Source organism: Streptomyces sp. NPDC050560, assembly GCF_044457285.1.
GTDB lineage: Bacteria > Actinomycetota > Actinomycetes > Streptomycetales > Streptomycetaceae > Streptomyces.
In genome coordinates this window covers 243,443-263,169 of the sequence record NZ_JBITGT010000008.1, presented here as the reverse complement: position 1 = coordinate 263,169, position 19,727 = coordinate 243,443, and the positions used below count along the sequence as shown (strand labels likewise).

Below are 19,727 nucleotides of genomic sequence, written 5' to 3'. Positions count from 1 at the left end.
CCATGGCCGAAACAATGACAGCGCACGCTGCAATCATTGCGGTGGTTGCAATGGTTTTCCGAACTCCCGGCCGTGCGCCCTGGCGATCCCCGCCAGGGTGCGGACGCTCTCGTGGACGGCGCTGGTGCGCTGGTACGCCAGGAAGATCGTGCGCCCGGCCGACGAGGGGTCCCTGATCGGCAGCCGTACCACCCGGGGGTGCTGGTGGTTGTCCATGCCCTCGGGCACCACGGACACCCCGATGCCCGCGCCCACCATGGACTCCACGACGAACAGGTCGTTGCCCTCGACGGTGATGCGCGGCACGAAGCCGGCCCTCGCGCAGGCGTTCACCATGTGGGTACGGCTGCTCGAACCCAGCTCCATGGCGATGAAGGGCCGGTCGCGCACCTCCGCGAGCCCCACCTCTCCGCGCTCCGCGAGGGGGTCGCCCGCGGGCACCGTGAGCAGCAGCGCCTCGGTGAAGAGCGGCTCCACCACGATGTCCGTCTCGGTCGGCGACAGCGAGGTGAACGCGACGTCGGCCTCGCCGCGCAGCAGCGCGGAGACCACGTTGGTCGCCGAACTCTGCCAGCAGCGGAAGCTCAGCTCCGGGTGCGCGCCGAGCAGCTCGGCGAGGACGTCGGGCACGAAGCCGAGCCCGAGCGAGTAGGTGTGCGCGATACGCAGCCGCCGGTGCGGCACCCCCGACTCGGCCCTGGTGGTGTCCACCGCGTCGAGCCGCGCCCGCAGCACCGCCTGCGCCTCGCGCACCAGTACGTGCCCGGTGTGCAGCATCCGCACCCGCCGCCCCGCCTGCTCGATCAGCGCCACCCCGAGCTTCCGCTCCAGCGCCCTGATGCCCCGCTGCACGGTGGCCACACTGAGCCCCAGCTCGGAGGCGGTCTCCCCGAAGTGCTCGTTCCTGCTGAAGACCAGGAACATCTCCAGGTCGGCGAAGGTGATGTCTGCGGCGTTTCCCACGTCCATGCTGCTGATTATGGGCGGGGGGCGGGGGCCGGACCTGGCAGCCGGGGCCGGGCCGGGCTGCCAGGTGGCCGGATCAGCCGGAGGCGTCGGTGGCCGCCGCCTTGCGGCACTCGTCCGCGCCCTTGCAGTCCTTGAGCGCCGTCAGCGTGTCGTGGAGTCTGGCGCGGTCGTCGGCCGGGAGTCCTGACCAGCGGTTGTACATCTCGTAGGTGTCGGAGCCGGTCTCGTAGTACTCCCGTTCACCGTCCGCGTACTCGACGTAGAGCGCGTCCTTCGTCCGCAGCGCCTCGTAACTCGGCGGGTCCCCCGCGTTCTTGGGCGCGGCGTCCGGATCGCCCTTCTTCGAGGCCGCGTGGTGGTGCTCGACCAGGACCGCCTTGCGCCAGTCGGCACCGCCGTCGCCGCCCCGCATCAGCCCCGTGAGGCTGGTCCCGTCCGCCGACGCCGGCGGGTCGAGGCCCGCGAGGTCCTGGAAGGTGGGGTTCATGTCGACGTTCTCGGCGAGCTGCGAGACCTGCTTGCCGGCCGGCACCCCGGGGCCCGTGACCACCAGCGGCACGTTGATGTCCGTATCGAACGCGGTCTGCTTGCCGGGCCGCAGCCGGTGCTCGCCCATGTGGAAGCCGTTGTCGGAGTTGAAGACGAGGTAGGTGTCGTCCGCGAGGCCCTTGGCCTTCAGCTCGTCCTCAAGGTGGCCGATCATCCGGTCGACCGCCTGCACCGACCGCACCCGCAGCGCGAACTTCCGGTTGATCTCCTTCTTCTCCTTCGGCGCGAGCGGGCTCAACTCCCGCTGCCACGCGGGCGCGTCCTGGGGGCTCTTGTCGAAGGAGGCTTCCCTGGGGGCCTTCACCCCGGGGAAGCTCTTCACGTCGCGGGGCGCAGGGGTGGAGGGGCCGTGCGGCGCGAACGTCGCCAGCTCCAGCATGAACGGCTTCTTGGCGTCCGCCGCCGCGTCGACGAACGAGGTCGCCTTGTGGGAGACGACGTCGGTCAGGTAGTCCTGCGGCCGGTGGCGGTAGTGGGCGACCTTGCCGTTCTCGTTGAGGTTGTAGTTGTACTCGGCGTACCCGCTGCCCGCGACGTCCCACTCGTCCCAGCCGGGCGGCACGTAGGGCTTGGACGTGCCCTGGGTGTCGCCTGGCTGGTAGCCGTTGAGGTACTTGCCCATGAACCCGGTTCTGTAGCCCGCCTTCTGCAACGCGGGCCCGAAGCACTTGTCCTCGTCGCCGTTCTTCATGAAGGCGCCGTAGCCGCCGTCGTCCCCGGTGTTCGTGAACACCCCGGTGTTGTGGGGGTACTCGCCGGTCAGGATGGACGAACGGGACGGGCAGCACAGTGAGTCGGTGACGTAGAAGTCGGTGAACGTCGTCCCGTTCTGCCGCATCTTCTGCACGTGGGGCATGTACTTGACGAGGTTCCAGGACAGGTCGTCGGTGAGCACGTACACGATGTTGGGCTTGTCCCCGTGTGCCGAGGGCTTGCCGGTGGGCTCGTCGGGTGAACCGTCACCACCGCCACCGGTGCAGGAGGCCAGCAGCAGCCCCGCCGCCCCCAGCAAGAGAGCTGCGCGCCGAGCGCGGTTCTGACGGCCCATACGGGAACCTCCGTATCGCGGTACACCCGACCCCCCTGCCCCCGCAGCGGCACCGTACACCGCCTTCCTGTGGCCGGAGATCGAAGCGCCCGCGTCGGGCGGAGGGGCGCCGGGGCGGCCCACGGCGGGTCCCGCCGGCCGCGCGCCGGGCCGCTCCTCACGCCGCCCCGCCTCCCGCCGCCCCGCCTCCCGCGGCAACCGCTCCGACGTGGTCGGCGAGCAGGCGCCGACAGTGGCGCGCCCGGTCGGCCAACTCCCCACCGGCGGCCGACAGCTCGGCCAGGCAGAGCAGCAGATCCGCGACCAGGTCGGGGCCGGGCCCCGCCGCCAGCAGCGCCTCGGTGGACGGCGTCACGTCCGCCCCGGGCTCCAGGAAGAGCACCTGGAACAGCGCGTCGGCCGCCCGCTCGTCCGCGTCCCCCGTCCCCTCCTGCGCCCCCTGTTCCGCTTCGAGCGCGCCGAAGTACGCACACCACCCCTCCGCGGCGGCCGCGGGCCCCGACTCCAGGGTGTCGAGCAGCAGGAGTTCGAACCGCAGCCTCATGCCGTCCGGCGCCAGCGCCGCGGCCCGCTCGAAGTCCCGCCGCGCCAGGCCCGGCTGCCCCGCCTGCCGGTGAACCACACCGCGCTCCACGAGGGCGAAGGCGTACTCGGGGTCGAGATCCAGGGCCCGCGTGAGATCGACGACCGCCTCGTCATGACGCCCCGTCTGCCGGTACACCTCACCACGGCTGGCAAGAGCGAAGGCGTACTCCGGATCGAGGTCCAGAGCACGCGTGAGATCGACAACCGCCTCGTCGTAACGGCCCGCAGCGCCGCGGGTCTCGCCGCGGTGGGCGAGGGCGAAGGCGTACTCCGGGTCGAGATCCAGAGCGCGCGTGAAGTCGGCCACCGCCTCATCCAGACGGTTCGCCAGCCGATGGGCCTGGCCGCGGCGGACAAGGGTGAGGGAGTCGTCGGGTTCCAGCTCCAGGGCCCGGGTGAAGTCGGCGACCGCCTCGTCATAGCGGTCCGCCTGCCGATGGACGTCACCACGGGTGGTGACGGCGTACACGTAGTCGGGGTCGACGTCGATGGCGTGCGTGAGGTCGGCGACCGCCTCGTCGAAACGGCCCGTGTCCCGGTGGGCCGCGCCCCGCTCCACGAGCGCGAAGGTGTAGTCGGGGTCGATCTCCAGGGCCCTGGTGAGGTCGGCGACGGCCTCGTCGTAGCGGCCCGCGCTCCGGTGCAGTGTCCCCCGGAAGGCCAGCGCCGTCGTGGACGTGGAATCGCACCGGAGCGCGTCGGTGAAGTCGGCGACGGCCTCGTCGTAGTGGCGAAGCCGCACACGGGCGAGCCCGCGGAAGGAGAAGACCCATGCCTGGGTCGCGTCCAGTTGGAGGGTGAGGGTGAAGTCGGCGACGGCCTCGTCGAGGCGGTCCGCCGCGAGGTGCGCCTGCCCGCGCGAGCCCAGGGTCCAGGCGTCGGTGGGGTCGATCTCCAGAGCCCTGGTGAGGTCGGCGACGGCCTCGTCGTAGCGGCCCGCGCTCCGGTGCTCGTCGCCCCGCAGCGACAGCACCATGGTGTCGGCGGGGTTCTCGCGCACGGCCCGGTCCAGGTCTGCCATGGCGTCGCCGTGACGGCCGGCGATACCGTGCGCCTGCCCGCGCATGGCGAGTGCGTAGAGGTTGCCGGGGTCGAGGGCAAGCGCCGCGTCGAGGTCGGCGATGGCGCGTTCGTCCTCGTCGACGAGTGAGTGGTGCCGGCCGCGGTAGGTGTGCGCCCAGGCCCGCGCCCGGGGCGACAGCCTGCCGTGCGTCAGCAGCACCGTCAGACAGGCGAGGGCCGGGTCGCCCTCCCCGGCGGCCGGTCCCAGGCGCTCGGCCCACAGGTCGAGTTCGGGGTCCGCGGTGTCACGGGCGGCCTCGCCGACGGTGTCGGTCCACTGCCGCAGGACCGCGGGCTCCTGCCGCGCGGCGTGCACCGTCTGCTCCAGTACGTCCTGGAGAGCGGCGACGGGCGAGGCGCACAGGAGGTGGTAGGACTCCGCCAGCCGGTGCCGCCGCCAGCGGTCGTCGGCCCACCTCTCCTTGATCACCGCCCACGGGGCGTCGTCGCCACGTGCGCCAGGCCCGCGCCCCGCCGCCCCACCACCGGTGCCGACGCGGCGCCCCCTGGCGAGCTGCTGTTCGACCTCGGCGCGCCAGGCGCCGTGGGCCTCCGCGAGACGGCTGTGCGTGGCGCTCCAGCGCAGCGGGGAATGCGTACGCTGCCTGCGCAGGACGCTGGTGCGTACGACCGCGTGGTACCGCTTGAAGTCACCGCTGCCGCTGACGAAGGGCTGGCCGCACAGCCACTCCCACATCCCGTGCTCCTCGTCGAGCGCGGCGACGGCGAAGACGTCCTCGTTCAGCTCCGGCGGCAGCGCCCCGGCCAGCACCGCCTCCCGCTGCTGCCGGTCGGTGATCCCACGGACGAAGCGCTCCACGGCCGCGTCGGCCGCGTCCCCCCGCGAGTCGACGTCGGCGGCGCTCGCGGGACGGGCCCGCGCGATGAGTTCCACCAGCAGCGGCAGCCCCATCGACCGCTCCTGCACCGCGTCGACGGCCTCCGTGTCGGTCACCCCACGCGCCGCCAGGAGCTGCCGTGTCTCCTCACGGGTGAACCCCTCAAGCGGCACGTCCTTCACGGCCCCCTGCAACGGGCCCCACGCGTCGGAGAGTTCCTCACGACCCGCAAGCACCACGATCACGTTGGGCGGGAACTCCCCGAACCCGTTCTGGACGACGTGCCGCAGCCACTCCCCCAGGTAGCGCCCGGTCTGCTCCCATGTGTCGAAGAACAGCACCACCCACGGCACGCCCGCGCTCAACTCGTCGAGATCGTGTACGAAGGCACGGCTGAGGCCCGCGACATCCCCCTCACGCGCCCGCCGCCCCCGGCCCACCGTGAAGCTCCACGCCCGGTCGAGGCCCTGCGCCAGGGCGTCCTGGTTCACCAGCGTGCCCACCACGCCGCCGCCGGGGAGCAGGGCGGCCGCGCCGGTGACGGCCTGCGCTCCGGCGCGCCCCAGCAGCGTCGCCTCGCCACCCGCGGACACCGGCGGGGAGGCCGCGGCCTGCTCCCTGCGGTAGACCTCCACCTGCTTGTCGAACTCCTTGAGCGGTCCGGTTCTCGCCAGTTGGTGGCCGAGCCTCAGCAGGGCCTGCGGCACCCCGTGGACGTCGCTCTCGTCCACGAGCGCAGTCAGGGCGCCCTTGCGCCCGGCCACGTCCGACCACCGCCGCAGCAGCGTCGACTTGCCCACCCCGCCAAGGCCGTGGACGTGGAACAGGAACGGGGCCTCGTAGTCCTCAGGGTCCCCGTCCAGTCTGCCCGCGAAGTCGGCCACCAGCGCCTGCCTGCCGACGAACCGCTCCTGCGCCCTTCGTCTGATCAGTTCGCCACGCGACACGCGTCCACGGTCCGACGCCATCCGGAATCCTCCTGTAGGCCGCCGCAAGGAAGGGTCACCAATATCCCGTACCACCCCGTACGACGGTCCCGGTGTCGGATTCTGGCCGATCCCCGCCCCTCCTGGCCCGATTGCCCGCCACCCCGCCCCGCCGCCGCCCTCTCAGGTGTTCAGCCGCGCGTGGAGCCGGGCGAACCCCGCGCACACCAGCGGCATGACCAGCGGCGGCAGCAGGAGCAGGCCCACGGCGGTGGGAAAGACCTTCATCAGCACCCCGGTCATCCACACGTTGTCGCCGCTGAGCCGCAGCATGCCGAGGCCCGCGAAGTGGGCGAGCGGGGCCGCCGGGTAGCGGGCGAGCCAGAAGACGAGCACGGCGGCCCCGGTGACCAGCACGCCGAGACCGAGGGCGGGCCCACGCGCGCGGCGGGTCAGCACCCAGGAGCGGCGCAGCGCCGCGAACGGGGAGCGGCGCTCAAGCACCGTGTCCGCGGTGGCCAGCGCCAGCCGCGCGTACAGCAGCGGACCGCCGAGGGACCAGATGGCGATCGGCAGCACCCACCCCACCAGCGCGTACTGCGGGGACGCCGTTTCGTGCAGCGGCGTCGGCTCGACACCGGGCACGTCGCCGCCGTCCACGAAACTGAACAGCACGAGGCCCGCCAACTCCACGGCGCCGACGGCAAGTCCCGTCAGCGCGTTGACGGTGAGCGCGGCGGGGAAGCGGGCACGGGCGCGCCGCCACAGCTCGCGGGTGCCCAGCGGTCCGCCGCCCCGCGCGGCGTGCGACTCACCGACGGCGTACGCGGTGTGCAGTACGGAGACGACGAGCAGCCCCAGCAGGAGCAGCAGCACGAACACCACGGCGCCGGTCCGCACCAGCGGGTCCATGCCTCCGTCGGCGTAGGCCCAGTAGGAGTCCTCGTTGGCGATGTTCTCGTCCGCGTACTCCCGCACGCTCTCGAAGCCGCCCCGCGCCGCCGCGAACCCGCCCGCCAGTACGGCGAGGCCGACCACGGCCGTCAGCGCCGACACCAGGAGCGTGAACCCGTACAACGCACGCGCATAACGCCCGACGACCCCGGTCCCCCGCCCCCTGCCCCGCTGCTTCCCCTCATGCTCCATGAACGCGGCCCGACCTCCGTACGAACGTGCGATGACACACGTCAGAACGCCCGGGGTCCGGTGCGAGGTTCCTCAGGAGGCAACAGGTGCCACATCGGTCCGGGGGCCGTTCCGGCGCACGGCCCCCCCGCCGTCACCGCGTGCGCAGCCCGGCGAACCAGCGCACGATCGCCGACGTGGCCGCGACATTGGACCCCAGATGGCGGGAGCCCTCGTAGTCGACACCGCCGAGGTCGACGACCGGGGCGTCCACCCCGTGTTCGCGCAGGGCCGCCCGGCAGTGCGCGGTGTTGGCGTTGACGGCCTGCTCGTCGCCGCTCGCCATGTAGAGGCGGATCGGGGCGCGCGGTGCCCAGTCGGTGCACACGGCGTCGGTCGCACGCAGCGCCGCCGCCAGCGGCCCCGTCGGATGTGCGAGCAGTTCGCGGCCGTGCCCGGTCAGCAGCTCGTCGAGCGTGCCCGGGGTGCCCCGCATCAACTCCTCGCCCGTGTGCGCGCCGTCGAAGAGAGCCTCGACGGTGTCGGCGTACGGGGCCCGGAAGACCTCGCCGGGGCTGTCGTAGATGTGGTGGAGCCGGTTGAAGGCCACGAAGGTGTACGCCGCGTACACCACGCCGGACTTGGGTTCGAGGCGGCCGGCGAGCAGCGCGGGCAGCTCCGTACCGCCGAAGTCGTACGCACCGCTGACGGGCGCCAGCGCACCCAGCCTGAACCAGTGGTCCTCGCCCGCCTCCAGGGCCCGGCCGAGCCCGAGCGCCGCGGAGGCGCCCTGCGAGAAGCCGGTGACCATGACGTCGCGCTCCAGCACATGCCCGGTGCGCGGCGCGAAGGCGCGGGCCGCCCGCAGCATGTCGAGGGAGGCCGTGGTCTCGGAGCCGACGTCCATCCAGGGGTGCGGTCCCGGGCCCTTGCCCATGCCCAGGTAGTCGGGCGCCACGCCCGCGGCCCCCGCCGACGCGTGCGCGATCACGGGCGCGGACACGAAGTCGCCGCGCCGCATGGACGGTGAGTCGTCCCTGTTGCTGCCGGTGCCGTGCGCGAAGGAGACCGCGCCCAGTCGGCTGCCGCCGCCGAGCGGCAGTGCCAAAAGCCCGCTCGCCGTGGTGGGCCGCCCGTGCGGATCGACGGTCCGGTAGACGAGCCGGTACGCGACGACACCGTGCCGTACGGTGCCGTCCCCGAACCCGGCCTCACGCAACTCGGCCGCCACGGACCGCGGGGTCGCGAGCGTGTACAGCTTCTCCGCGGAGACCAGCGCGCCCCTGCCGTGCTCCCGCTCCTCCCCCTGCTGCCGCGACGGCGACGCCCGCCCCTGCGCGGCCGGAGAGGCGGCAACGGCGGTCCCGCTCAACAGCAGCCCACAACAGACCACCGCCGCCCCCACCCGCAGCCCACTCCCCCGACGCAACTCCAAAAAGCCACTCATTCCCACGACGACCTCCGCATGAGCACGATTGAAGACCGCCCCACCCTCACCCACGCCCACTCCCCTGCACACTGGTGCGACCCCCCGCCTTCTCCTGAAGCCTCCACCAGGACCCCACCCCTGGCGACGACCGCGCAGGCCCCGCGAGCACGACGGTCCTGGTCCTGCCGACCACAGCGGTTCCCGCTCCGCTCCACCAGGTTGACCTGCGGGGATGGACCGATAGTGCTTTCTTCAACAAGTGGATATGCGGGGCGCCGATTGCTGGCTAGAGTCATCTAGTTACAACTGGTTGTGGGGACAGCCAGTGCCTTGGGGAGGGCATTCAGCACATGAGTCGTCGATCCAGTGGTCGTGTCGGCGTCTGGGCCGAAGTGCAACGGCAGCAACAGCGACAGCGGGAAGCCGAAGCGAGACGGCAGAGACAGCAGGAACAGCAGGCTCGGGCCTATCAGCGCCGAACCGCCCAGAGCCATCGCGAGTACCGGCAGGCAGAGGCCCAACGCCGCACGGAGGAACTGGACGCGAAGGTCACATCGCTGCAAGGGCTTCTCGCCTCGGGTTGCCGGGCACCGGCCTTCAAGGCCGCGTCCCTCATGCGACACGAGGACGTCCGGCCCTTCGCACCGGGAGCGTTGGCACAGCCCATACCCATGCCGGACATCAGCCACTACCAGGCGCAGGGCGGCTGGACCGCGAACCGTCGGGCCCAGGCCCAGGCGGACGCGAGAGCACGATTCGAACGGGACTGGCAGACCGCTCAGACAGCGGAGGCCCGCAGACAGCAGGAACTGGCGTCGTATCAACAGCAGTACCAGCAGTGGGCCGACAGCCAACTCGCCGATACGCGGCGGCACAACGCCGGCGTCGTCGCCGTGACCGAAGGGGTGAGACGCAGGGAACCCAATTCCGTGATCGAGTACTTCTCCGCCGCTCTCTACGCCTCGACGGCATGGCCGGAAGGCTTCCCGCGACAGGTGGCGGCCGCCTACGACTCCCCGGCCGGACAACTGGTGCTGGACTGGGAGTTGCCCGCGTATGACGTCGTACCCGAGGTGAAGTCGGTCCGGTACATGTCCAGCGCCGACCAGGACAAGGAGACCACCCGTCCGGTGAGTCAGCGCCGCGCCCTGTACAGGGAGGTCCTGGCCCAGTGCATGCTTCTCGTTCTCCACGAGTTGTTCGCCGCGGATGAGGCGGGGGCGCTTGAGTCGGTGGCCCTGAACGGATTCGTCGACGGGCACGACCCCACGACGGGTCGGCCGGGCCAGATCTTTCTCGCGACCGTCATGGCCCCGCGTTCCTCGTTCCGCGATCTGCACCTGGCGCAGGTGGACGCCGGGAGTTGCCTGGCCGACGCGCTGCGCGGACAGCTCTCGGCACGGCCGGACCAACTCAGCGCAATACGGCCGAGCAGGCGGCCCGCGGATGTCGGAAACGGCGTCGTCGCGCATGGCCATGACGAAGAACCCGACCTCTTCGCCATGGACCCCGTCGCCTTCGAGGGGCTCGTCGCCGGTCTCTTCCGGGCGATGGGAATGCAGGCCGTGACCACCCAGCGTTCCCACGACGGCGGCGTGGACGTCGACGCACTGGACCCGACGCCGATTCGAGGCGGCAAGATCGTCGTGCAGGTGAAGCGCTACCGCAACACGGTGCCTCCCACCGCTGTCCGCGACCTGTACGGAACCGTGCAGGACGCCGGTGCGAACAAGGGTGTCCTGGTGACCACGTCGAGGTTCGGCCCGGGCTCCCACGCCTTCGCCAATGGCAAACCGCTGGAACTCATCTCGGGCCCGGAACTGGTGGACCTGCTGCACCGTCATGGGCTGAGTGGGCGTCTCGGCGGCGGCCCTCGGCAGGCTCCGGCCGCACAGGCGCCCTCGGCGGCGGGCGCGCCGCTGCCTGACAACTACAACGTCTTGGGCATGTCATGGGCCGGAAGTGTCGCCTTGGACGTGTGCGCTCTCGTCTGCCGCGGCAATCGGGTCCTCAGCGACGACCACTTCGTCTTCTTCAACAACCCCCAGGTGCCGGACGGCTCTGTCCGTACTCTCCCCGCGAGCGCACCCGACAAGGCCGCGATCTGTGTGTCCTTCGACGGGCTGCCCGAAGAGGCCGACCGGTTCGTGCTCGTGGCGGCCATCGACCCGGAGGCCAACCCGGATGCGGACCTCTCCGGTTTCACGGATGCGCGCATCCGGCTGCTCGACCCGAGGATGGCCGAGCTGGGGCAGCTCGAAGTCTCAGACGGCCGACCGCGCGAGACGGCACTGGTACTTGGCTCCTTCCGGCGACGGGCCAACGGTGACTGGGACTTCGTCCTGGGAGGCAAGGGCTACCCGGGCGGCCTGGAGGAACTCGTACAGGACTTCGGCATCGAAGTGGAGTAGCCCGCCGCAGTCCCGATACGCCCCTGCCACCCGAAGTCCGTGAACGCTGCCCGACACTCCCTGCGCAGCCGCGCAGTTGCGAAGATGGCGGCATGGTGGAATCCGGTGAAGGGCCTCCCGAGGGGTGGGGATTTCTCGGGGTGGGGGTGCCGATGCTGGTCGTCCATGACGAGCAGCGGGGGCTGCTGGCCGTGGCGGGTGCGGAGACCGATGACGGGGATACGCCGGTGGCGGTCTACTCCAGCCGCAACTACGCCCGCCGCGCGTTGGTCCGCTCGCGCTTCCCCGTTTACGCGCTGGCCTTCCACCCTCGGCGCCCGCTGCTCGCCATAGGGACCGGCGGGTACGACGGTGGCTACCACTTCGAGGGGGAGCTGCTGCTTCTGCGCGTGAAGGCGGGCACGGTCGCCTCGCTCATCGAGAGCGAGTCCGGTCGGCAGATCCTGGGCCTCGGCTGGCTCGACGAGCGGTCGCTGCGTGTCCTCATGGCCCCGCGCGACGACTGGCAGGACGAAGCGGCCCACGAGAACGGGCACGTCGCCGTGGTGGAGCGGGCCGACTGGACCACCGTCCGCGCCAGGTCCCTCAGCGACCAGGACCTGGCCGACGGTCCGAGGACCCCCGCGCCGCGCCCCGAGCCGCACGAGTCGGCACAACGAGCGGCTGCCGCCCTGCGCTCCCTCTGGCAGGCCCAACGAGGCGGGCCCTTCGGGTGACTTGTGGAGGCGTGGTGCTCTGATCTCTCAAGCCCCAGCCGCCATGCCCCTCCCCACCAGATGCCCCACAAGCTCCTCCCCTCCCGGGTACGGCGCCTCCTGGGGCAACAGCCGTTCCGCTGCCTCCAGTTGGTTCGAGCGGACCAACTCGTGGATACGTCGCACCAGCGGCGTCACGTCGCGGAGGGACACCAGCCACTCGTCCGCGTAGCGGTGGGATGCCTCGCCCGACAGGCCCAGTTGGAGGGAGCGGTGTTGCAACGGGCGTAGACGGAGGTCGCGTTCCGGGTCCCACTGGACGCGGGTCGGGGACTCGCGCAGGGTCCGGCGCCAGGTGTCGTGGTCCGTGTGGAGGGACGCGTCGTAGTGCGAGAGGCAGGCGTTCCGCAGTGCCCACTCGAAGCCGTCGCGGGTGATCTCCACTGCCAGCACCACTTCCTGACCCTCTTTCAGCGCCCAGCCGCAGCGGTACATCATCCAGAGGAAGGATGGCTTGATCCAGGTCATGCGGTCCCTTTTCCAGTGGGCCGGGAAGTGGCCGTCGCGGGCCGCGGGGTGGCCGATCTGCGGGGAGTACGCCTGGTAGACGGTCACCGTGTCGGCGGTGGTGGCGGCGCGGATCTGGTGGCGGGGGACGGCGGCGGACTCGGTCATGGTTCGAGGATGGGGTGGGTCACCGCGGGCGGCCAGCTATTTACCGCATGGCGTGCCTCCCGCGCAGGGGATGCGGCCGAAGATCACCCCATGGAGTTACGCGTTGGACCCGCCGCTCGGCGGCCCGGCACACTCTGGGCAGTTGTGGGGGAATAAGGGGGAAAAGCGCTGATGCCGCACAGGGACCATCCGACTGCCCGGCAGGCCCGATTGGGCGCCGAACTGCGGAAGATGCGGGAGTCGGCGGGGCTCGCCGCGCGTGAGGCGGCGGGGCTGCTTTCGGTCGACCAGGCCAGGATCAGCCATATCGAGGCCGGCCGGGTGGGGGTGAGCGAGACACGGCTGCGCCGCCTCGCGCACTTCTACGGCTGCCCCGACGAGGAGCTGATCTCGGCGCTCTGCGACATTACCCGCGAACACCGCGGCCAGTTCTGGTTCGACGAATACCGCGGCATTCTGGCACCCGTATTCCTCGACGTGGCGGAAATGGAACACCACGCCGTCGCCATGTGCGCACTCCAGAACGTGACTCTGCCCGGAATCCTACAGACGAAGGATTACGCGCGCACCCTCTTCTCCGGCGTACTGCCACGGCTTTCCGACGACGAGATCGACGCACGCGTCGAGCACCGGATGCGGCGTTTCCACGTCCTCGAACGGCCCGAGCCGCCGGTATACGAGGCCATCGTGCACGAAGCCGCCGTGCGGATGCGATTCGGTGGTCGAAAAGTGGCCAGGGAACAGCTCAACCATCTGATGGACGCCGCGGGGCTGCCCACCGTCACGTTGCGGATCGTCCCCTTCACGAGCGAGGACTTCGTGGAGGCCACCCAGTCGGTGGTGTACGCGCACGCGGTGGTGCCGCAGTTGGACGTGGTGCAGATCGACGCGGTCTCCGGTGGTAGTTTTCTCGACGCCGAGGCCGATCTCCGGACGTACCGGACGCTGCTCGATTCCGCACGCAAGGCGACACTCAGCCCCGACGAATCACGCACTCTCATCCACCACATCGCCCGCGAACTCTGACCGCGTCGCGCCGACCGCGGGAAAGCGGGCTCGTGCGGAACGGGAACGGGTGCCGAGCGGGAACGTCGCGACCGGAAGGACAAGCACGGTGCCACGAACCAGCGCCGTGCCGTGTCCGTGATTCCAACGGGATCTGCGCTCGCGGAGAGGCCCGCGGCCGTAAGTGAACTGGCATCGCACGAGACTGTGAGAGGCGAGAGCATGGGCGGATCTTCCATAGACTGGCAGAAGTCAACCTTTTCGGGCGGAGGTGGCGCCAACTCCCTGGAAATCGCGGAACACGAAGGCCGAATCGTGCTGCGGGAAAGCGGCATGCCGGACACCGTGGTCACCACCACACCGGCGAAGCTCGCGGCCTTCCTGAAGGGCGTGAAGGCGGGCGAATTCGACGACTTCGTCGAGTGACCCGCCGGGGCCGCCCCGGCCCCGTCCAGGCCCCACTCCTGCCATCCCCCACCCGACCGGGCCGCCGCGGCGGCCCGGTACCGGCCGGGGCGGCCACGGACCGCCGTCCCTCAGCCCGCCTCGACGGGCGGGAACGCGTGCCGCGGCTGTCCGCCGGAGCGCCACACCGCGATGGCGAAGGCCGCCGCCGCCTCCAGGTGCGCCGCCTGCGCGAGTCCCCCCACCACGGCGGGCACCCAGCCCGCGGACTCGACAAGCGCCGACACGTCCGCGCGTGCGCCGGGGTCGTCCGCGCACAGCGGCACCGTGAGCGGTACGCCCTCGTAGCGGGCCCCCGGCCTGCCCCAGACGTCGGCGTGGCAGAGGTTGAACGCCTTGGCTACCCGGGCGCCGGGCGCCGCCTGCGCCAGGCGCAGGGCGAGCGGGTCCCCGGCGCCGGTGGTCAGGACGAGGCCGCCGGGGCCCGGTTCCACCGGGTTGGTGCAGTCGACCAGGGTCCTTCCGGCGAGCGGTCGCGCCAACTCCCGTACCAGAGTGGGCGCGACCTGCGCCGGCACCGCCACCAGCACCACGTCCCCGTACGCCGCCGCCTCGGCGAAGGTCCCGTGCGCGGCGGCGCCGACCGCGGCGGCCGCCCGTGCCTGCCCGCCGCGGCCCCCGACGTGGACCTCGTGCCCCGCGGCCGCCCAGGTGCCGCCGAGCGCCCTCGCCATCCCGCCCGTGCCCAGAATTCCGACGCGCACCGCGCCGCTCCCTCCGTACGGGCCCCGTACGGGGCCTCCGGTCCGACGGCACGACGTTAGGCAGCGCGACGGGTACCGAACGGTGTCCTTCGCCGTGCCGGACCCGGCGGGCAGACGCGGACGCCGGTGGCGGACCATGGGGGCATGGACGGGGCGACGGCGGGCGCGGGGCGGCACGACGGGTTCACGGCGGACTGCCGCGCCCGTATCGCCTTCGAGGTGCTGGCCAACCGGTGGGACAGCGTGGTCGTGTTCACCCTCGGCGAGAGCGGGCCGCTCAGGCCGCGCGACCTCGCCGCCAGGATCGGCGGCATCAGCCGCAAGGTCCTCACCGAGGCGCTGCGCCGCCTTGAGTACAACGGCCTCGTCGAACGCACCGCCTACCGGCAGGCACCGCCCCGGGTCGAGTACGGGCTCACCGCCCCCGGGCGCGGACTGCTGGGCCCCATGCGGGAGATGGGCGCCTGGGCGGTGGCGTACGGGGACGACGTGGTGGCGGCGCAGGAGCGGTTTGCGCCGCGCGGGCGGGGCCCCGGGGAGTAGATCCCCCGCACGGGGGATGGTTTGCGGGCCGCGCAGGCGGTCTCCGGGGCGCGGGCGACGGCCCCGGGAGCCTCAGCCGAACCCTCAGTCGAACCACCTGTCCCGGGCCAACTCCGCGGTACGGGACGGGTCCTCGATCAGGGCCGTCACCTCGAAGCGGCGCGGCCACTGGGCCGTGGTCCAGCACAGGGCCGCCGCCACGCCCTCGACGGTGGCGGCGTGCAGGGTGCCGTCGGGGGCCCGGAACCAGTCCAACTCGATGCCGTCGGAGAGCAGTTCCTCGTGCTCGGTGTAGGTGTCCGGGGTGCGGGGGCCGAGCAGGACGCGTACCGCCGCGGGCACCTCGCGCTCCACGCCCTGGGCGAGGTCGGGTGCCGGGATCTCCCCGGACGCCACCAGGTCCCCGAGCCCGCGCACCTGGAACAACTCCGCCAGGTCGGCGGCGGCGGGCGGGCGCACCGGAAGCAGCGGGCGCTCGCCGGCCACCGGCAGCAGGTCGGGGGCGTCGGCGACCAGCGCGTCCGCCGCGTCGACCACCACCACCCGCTCCCCCGCCACCGCGCGCAACTCGTCGGGGAGTGTGACCTGTTCCGGGTCGAGGTCCGCCAGGGCGCCGTAGAGTGCGTGGAGTTGGGCCGCCTCCACCGGGCGGTCCCGGTCGGCGAGGCGGTCGAGGAGTTCCGCGGCGCCGCCGGGCTCGTCGAGCAGCGCGCCCACCGAGGTGCGTACGCCCAGGGCCCGCAGCACCTGTTCGTCGTCGAAGCCGGTGGCGTCGGCGGAGTCGTAGAGGCCGCCGAGCAGCGGGTCGCCGCCCGCGGAGCGCAGCCCGGCGGGCCGCCTGCCGCCGAGCACCGGGTGGCCGCGCAGCCACCAGGCGGTGTAGGAGCGTACGGTCTCGGTGGTGCCGTCCGGCAGCAGGACACGTACCCGCTGGGTGAGGGCGTCGCGCAGCGGGGGCCTGGAGAGCAGCGCGAGCGCGCGCGGCCACGCCGCGTCGTCGACGAGGTCCAGGTCGCGTACGGCGAGGATCTCGGTGGCGACCGGGGGCACCGGCGTGTCGGGGAGCCGGTCGAGGACGTCCTCGCACCAGACGTCGACCGCGTCGAGCAGCCCCACGTCGTCGGGTTCTGCGAAGTCGCCCTCCCGGGGGTCGAGTTCGTCGGGGTCGAGCACCACGTCGGTGGCGCGCACCAGGGTGAAGCCGGCGAGCGCGCCGCACGCGGCGAGCGGCTTCACGCCCCAGCGGGCGGCCAACTCCGCGTCGACCTCGGCGAGTTCACCCTCCCTGATGACCTCGGCGAACTCGCTTCCCGGGACGACGAGTTCACCGGCGGGCGCCAACTCGCCGTCCTCGTCGGGCAGGGCGAGGGCGCCGAGCCAGGGTTCGTCGCCCGGTTCGAGGTCGGCGTCCCGTACCAGGCCGAGCACCACGTCGGCCAGCTCCTCGGGTTCGAGGCCGCCCGCGCCGCCCGCGGCGTCGAAGTCCTCCCAGCGCTCGTCGTCGAGCGAGGCGGCGACGGCGGCCCGTACCTGAGCCGTCGTCAGTACGGCGCGCGGGCGCGCCGGGAGGGCGCCCAGCTTCTCCAGCAGCGGGTGGGCGGCGTCCGGGTGGGCCACCTTGAGGCCGAGCCGTACCAGCGCCTGCGCCGCGCCCTCGGTGACGGCCTGCTCGGCGACGGGCAGCAGCACGTGCCGGGGCCCGATGGTGGTGGCGCCCGACGCGAGCGGCACGGGCAGCCCGGTCAGCCGCTCGGGGTCGACCCCGGCGAGGCTGTCGTAGAGGCCGCGCCACCACTCGGGGGCGCGTTCGAGGCCCGCGAGCCTGTCGACGGCCTCCGTCAGCGGCACCCGGCCGACGCCGAGGGTACGCAGCTCGACGCGGCGTTCGAGCCCGGCGGGCAGCAGCGTCGGCAGCACCTCGGCGAGGACGCGCACGGTGTCGGCGCCCGCGCCCTCGACCAGCTCGGCCTCCAGCGGGCGCAGCGCGGCGGCGGGGGCGCGCTCCGCTTCGAGCGCGTCGTCGGCTGCGGGCGGCTCCGGGGTGTCCGCGACGGCGGCGGCCCTGGGCAGGAAGGGGATGCCGGGCAGCCGCTCCAGGACGGCGGCGCGCAGCGCCCCGTCGAGTTCGCCCCTGCCGAGCGGTCCCGGCACCAGGTCGACGACGCCGGGTCCGACCGGGCGCCAGTCGGCGAGGAGGCGTGCGTACGCGTCGGCGGCGCGCTGCACCAGGAAGTCGGTGAGGGGTCCTGGGGCGGCGTGCCTGCGGGTGGCGTCGAGCGGCAGCGAGGCGATCAGCAGCGCGGGCACTCCCAGGGCCTCGTCGCTCGGGGTGGGCGCGTGCACCACGGGCGCGGTGCGGGGGCGGCTCGGGGCGCCCTCCTCGTCGACGGGCACCGCCCAGGTGACCGACCAGTGGGGGCGCAGCCGCTCCTCGACGGGGCGGCCTTCGAGCAGCGCGGGGTCGAGGACGCCGTCAGCGGAGCTGACCCGCCAGCGCTCGGCGCCGTCGCGGGTGTCGTCGATGACGGTGTAACGGGCGCCAGGCGCGTCGCCCTCGGCCCCGGTGGGGGTCTCGCGGCGGGTGAGGGTGCGTACGGCGGCGGAGCCCGCGCCGGTGCCGCCGGTCTCGTCGGACTCGACGACGATCTCGGTGAGCCCGGGCAGCGCGAGCAGCAGCGCGGCGTCGACGCCGTCGAGGAGGCGGGCGGTGAGGTCGCGCGCGGCGGCGTCGCGCAGCGGCAGGATGACCACGGTGTCGTAGCCCTCGGGGGCGGTGCCCTCCGCGGCGAACGGCAGCCGCAGCAGCGGTACGTGGCCGTCCCTGCGGCGCAGTTCGTCGGCGAGACCTGGGCTCTCGCCCCCGGCCTCCGCGGCGAGGTCGCGGGCCTCGGCGAGCGACCAGCGCACCCCGCCGCTCCTGCCGACGACGGCGGGCTCGTCGCTGACCGCGAGCACGGCGGCGAAGCCGACGCCGAACCGGCCGACGGTGGCGCCGCCGCCCGGCGCGTCGCGCTTCGCGGAGGCCCGCAGCGTGGCGAGCGACTCGACGCCCGCGGCGTCCAGCGGGGCGCCGGTGTTGGCGGCGGCGAGGACGTCGCCGCGCAGGGTCAGCCTGAGGCGTCCGGGGACGCCGGAGCGTGCGGCGGCGTCGGCGGCGTTCTGCGCCAGCTCGACGATGAGGCGGTCGCGGTAGCCGCCGAGCGCGAGGTCCTCCTCGGCGTTGGCGTCCTCGCGGAACCTGGCGGGGCTCGCGGTCCAGGCGTCGAGCACGCCCCGCCGCAGCCGCGCCGTCCCGAACGGGTCGGCCCCCTCGGCCGCGGGCCGCACGAACTTGCTCACGCTGCTCACGCGCTTACTCCTTGAAGCCGGTCAAGCCGTCCCCCTCCGCGGACCGCGGAAGGTATGCCCGGCAGAAGGTACCGCGCCCACGACAACGACGCGGGCGGGGGCGGGACCGCCGAGGGCGGGCGGAGCCCGGAGAGGCGGGCGGAGGGGCCGGGCGGAGCCCGGGGAGAGCCGGGCGCAGGAGAGCGCAGGCGGAGCGGCCGGGGCGCGCCCGGAAAGAGCCGGGCAGAGGAGAGAAGCGGGCGAAGAGGCCGGGCGCAGCCCGGAAAGAACCGAGCAGATGAGAAAGGCGGGCGTAGAGGCCGGGCGGAGCCCGGAAAGAGGCGGGCGGAGGAGAGAGGGGTCGGAGGGGCGGGGCGGGGCCGTAGCCCCGGGGTCAGGCGTCCTCGCGCAAGGACAGCTCGTCGAGCCTGGTCTCGTCGACCACGGGCTCCCCCGGCTCGGGCGCCTTCGGTACGACGGCGGCCTCGGAGTGCCCGCCGCAGCCGTAGTCGAGGGAGACCATATGGCCGTCCGCCGGGGCGAACTCGTTGGCGCAGACCCCGAACGCCTGCCGCAGCGAGCCCGCGACCGGCACCAGGAAGCCGCAGGTCTGACAGCTCGCGGGGGCCGCCTGGGCCATGGCGGTCTTCTGCCCGAAGCCCTCCTCCCAGCGGTCGGCGGCGCTGTGCAGCCCGTAGCGGGACAGCACGCGGGCCCTGCCCATGCCGATCTCCTGGGCGACGGCGGCGATGGAGCCGCGGGCGGGGGCGAGCGGCAGGTCCGCTGGGGGGCCCGCGGTGAGGTCGGCGTCCTCCGCCTCGGCCCGTTCCGCGGTCTCCTCGGCGACGGCGGAGTCCGGCGGCGGCTCGTCCGCACCGGTGTAGCCGGGTTCGAGCCGCAGGTCGTCGGCCTCGGTGGGCAGCAGGTCGCCCGGGCCCATGTCGCCGGGGCGCAGCCGCTCGCTCCACGGCACCCACTCGGGCGCGAGCAGCGCGTCGGGGCCAGGCAGCAGTACGGACTCGTCGAGGGTGACGGCCTTGGCGCGTGCGGCGCGGGTCACGGTGACCGCCCAGCGCCAGCCGCGGTAGCCGGGCTCCTTGCACTCGAAGAGGTGCGTGACGACCCGGTCGCCCTCGACGACCGCCTCGACGTGCTCGCCGACGACGCCTGGGGCGGCCGCCTCCTCGGCGGCTGCGCGCGCCATGCCGACTGCCTCGGCGCACAAACGGTCGGGGGTGCGGCTTCGCGGTGTCGCTGCGCTCACAGGTATCGCTTCTCTCTACGCCGTCTCACGAGTGCGCCGCCCTTCCCGGTGACGAGGTGCGGACGGAGCGGACCAGGGGGCCGCGTCGACGTCCGCGCCCGTCGTC

The 19,727-nt window shown here is 73.0% G+C and carries 14 protein-coding genes; 5 read left to right on the top strand and 9 right to left on the bottom strand.

The features are described from left to right. Positions 1 to 33: 33 nt before the first annotated feature. From ACIBIW_RS20480 to ACIBIW_RS20460, 5 genes are all read right to left on the bottom strand, one after another. Positions 34 to 969, bottom strand: coding sequence for a LysR substrate-binding domain-containing protein (locus ACIBIW_RS20480; RefSeq protein WP_399338076.1), 936 nt, complete (start codon positions 967 to 969; stop codon positions 34 to 36). A gap of 73 nt (positions 970 to 1,042) precedes the next feature. Next, positions 1,043 to 2,566, bottom strand: a complete 1,524-nt coding sequence (locus tag ACIBIW_RS20475) for a sulfatase (protein WP_399338074.1) — start codon at positions 2,564 to 2,566, stop codon at positions 1,043 to 1,045. Positions 2,567 to 2,723: 157 nt separating this feature from the next. Beyond that, the gene (locus ACIBIW_RS20470) at positions 2,724 to 6,020 is read right to left on the bottom strand and encodes a tetratricopeptide repeat protein (protein WP_399338072.1); all 3,297 of its coding nucleotides are present in this window, start codon (positions 6,018 to 6,020) and stop codon (positions 2,724 to 2,726) included. 141 nt (positions 6,021 to 6,161) lie between these two features. Further along, positions 6,162 to 7,124, bottom strand: a complete 963-nt coding sequence (locus ACIBIW_RS20465) for a hypothetical protein (protein ID WP_399338070.1) — start codon at positions 7,122 to 7,124, stop codon at positions 6,162 to 6,164. A gap of 133 nt (positions 7,125 to 7,257) precedes the next feature. Further along, positions 7,258 to 8,475, bottom strand: a complete 1,218-nt coding sequence (locus tag ACIBIW_RS20460) for a lipase (protein ID WP_399338068.1) — start codon at positions 8,473 to 8,475, stop codon at positions 7,258 to 7,260. A gap of 407 nt (positions 8,476 to 8,882) precedes the next feature. Here ACIBIW_RS20460 and ACIBIW_RS20455 point away from each other — a divergent pair, with 407 nt between their 5' ends. Both ACIBIW_RS20455 and ACIBIW_RS20450 read left to right on the top strand, forming a co-directional pair. Continuing rightward, positions 8,883 to 10,943: a restriction endonuclease gene (locus ACIBIW_RS20455; RefSeq protein WP_399338066.1), complete on the top strand. Its 2,061-nt coding sequence runs from the start codon at positions 8,883 to 8,885 to the stop codon at positions 10,941 to 10,943. Between the two features lie 92 nt (positions 10,944 to 11,035). Further along, complete coding sequence (locus ACIBIW_RS20450) at positions 11,036 to 11,659, top strand: hypothetical protein (RefSeq protein WP_399338064.1); 624 nt, start codon at positions 11,036 to 11,038, stop codon at positions 11,657 to 11,659. A 27-nt stretch (positions 11,660 to 11,686) separates the two neighbouring features. Here ACIBIW_RS20450 and ACIBIW_RS20445 read toward each other — a convergent pair whose 3' ends face one another. Then, entirely contained in the window at positions 11,687 to 12,313 is a 627-nt protein-coding gene (locus ACIBIW_RS20445; RefSeq protein WP_399338062.1) for a DUF4291 domain-containing protein, read from the bottom strand. Positions 12,314 to 12,484: 171 nt separating this feature from the next. On the opposite strand from ACIBIW_RS20445, the gene ACIBIW_RS20440 reads away from it, so the two are divergent. Further along, a complete protein-coding gene (locus ACIBIW_RS20440; protein ID WP_399338060.1) occupies positions 12,485 to 13,339 on the top strand; it encodes a helix-turn-helix domain-containing protein in 855 nt (284 codons plus the stop codon). Positions 13,340 to 13,540: 201 nt separating this feature from the next. Further along, positions 13,541 to 13,744, top strand: a complete 204-nt coding sequence (locus ACIBIW_RS20435; RefSeq protein WP_399338058.1) for a DUF397 domain-containing protein — start codon at positions 13,541 to 13,543, stop codon at positions 13,742 to 13,744. 110 nt (positions 13,745 to 13,854) lie between these two features. Here the strand turns inward: ACIBIW_RS20435 and ACIBIW_RS20430 are convergent, their stop codons facing one another. Beyond that, positions 13,855 to 14,487: an NADPH-dependent F420 reductase gene (locus ACIBIW_RS20430; RefSeq protein WP_399338056.1), complete on the bottom strand. Its 633-nt coding sequence runs from the start codon at positions 14,485 to 14,487 to the stop codon at positions 13,855 to 13,857. Between the two features lie 144 nt (positions 14,488 to 14,631). Here ACIBIW_RS20430 and ACIBIW_RS20425 point away from each other — a divergent pair, with 144 nt between their 5' ends. After that, positions 14,632 to 15,030 (top strand): winged helix-turn-helix transcriptional regulator, encoded by a 399-nt coding sequence (locus tag ACIBIW_RS20425; RefSeq protein ID WP_399338054.1) that lies wholly within the window; start codon positions 14,632 to 14,634, stop codon positions 15,028 to 15,030. An 84-nt stretch (positions 15,031 to 15,114) separates the two neighbouring features. Here the strand turns inward: ACIBIW_RS20425 and ACIBIW_RS20420 are convergent, their stop codons facing one another. Both ACIBIW_RS20420 and ACIBIW_RS20415 read right to left on the bottom strand, forming a co-directional pair. Then, positions 15,115 to 18,369 (bottom strand): sacsin N-terminal ATP-binding-like domain-containing protein, encoded by a 3,255-nt coding sequence (locus ACIBIW_RS20420; protein WP_399338395.1) that lies wholly within the window; start codon positions 18,367 to 18,369, stop codon positions 15,115 to 15,117. A 382-nt stretch (positions 18,370 to 18,751) separates the two neighbouring features. Further along, positions 18,752 to 19,621: a DUF3027 domain-containing protein gene (locus ACIBIW_RS20415; RefSeq protein WP_399338052.1), complete on the bottom strand. Its 870-nt coding sequence runs from the start codon at positions 19,619 to 19,621 to the stop codon at positions 18,752 to 18,754. Positions 19,622 to 19,727 lie beyond the last annotated feature (106 nt).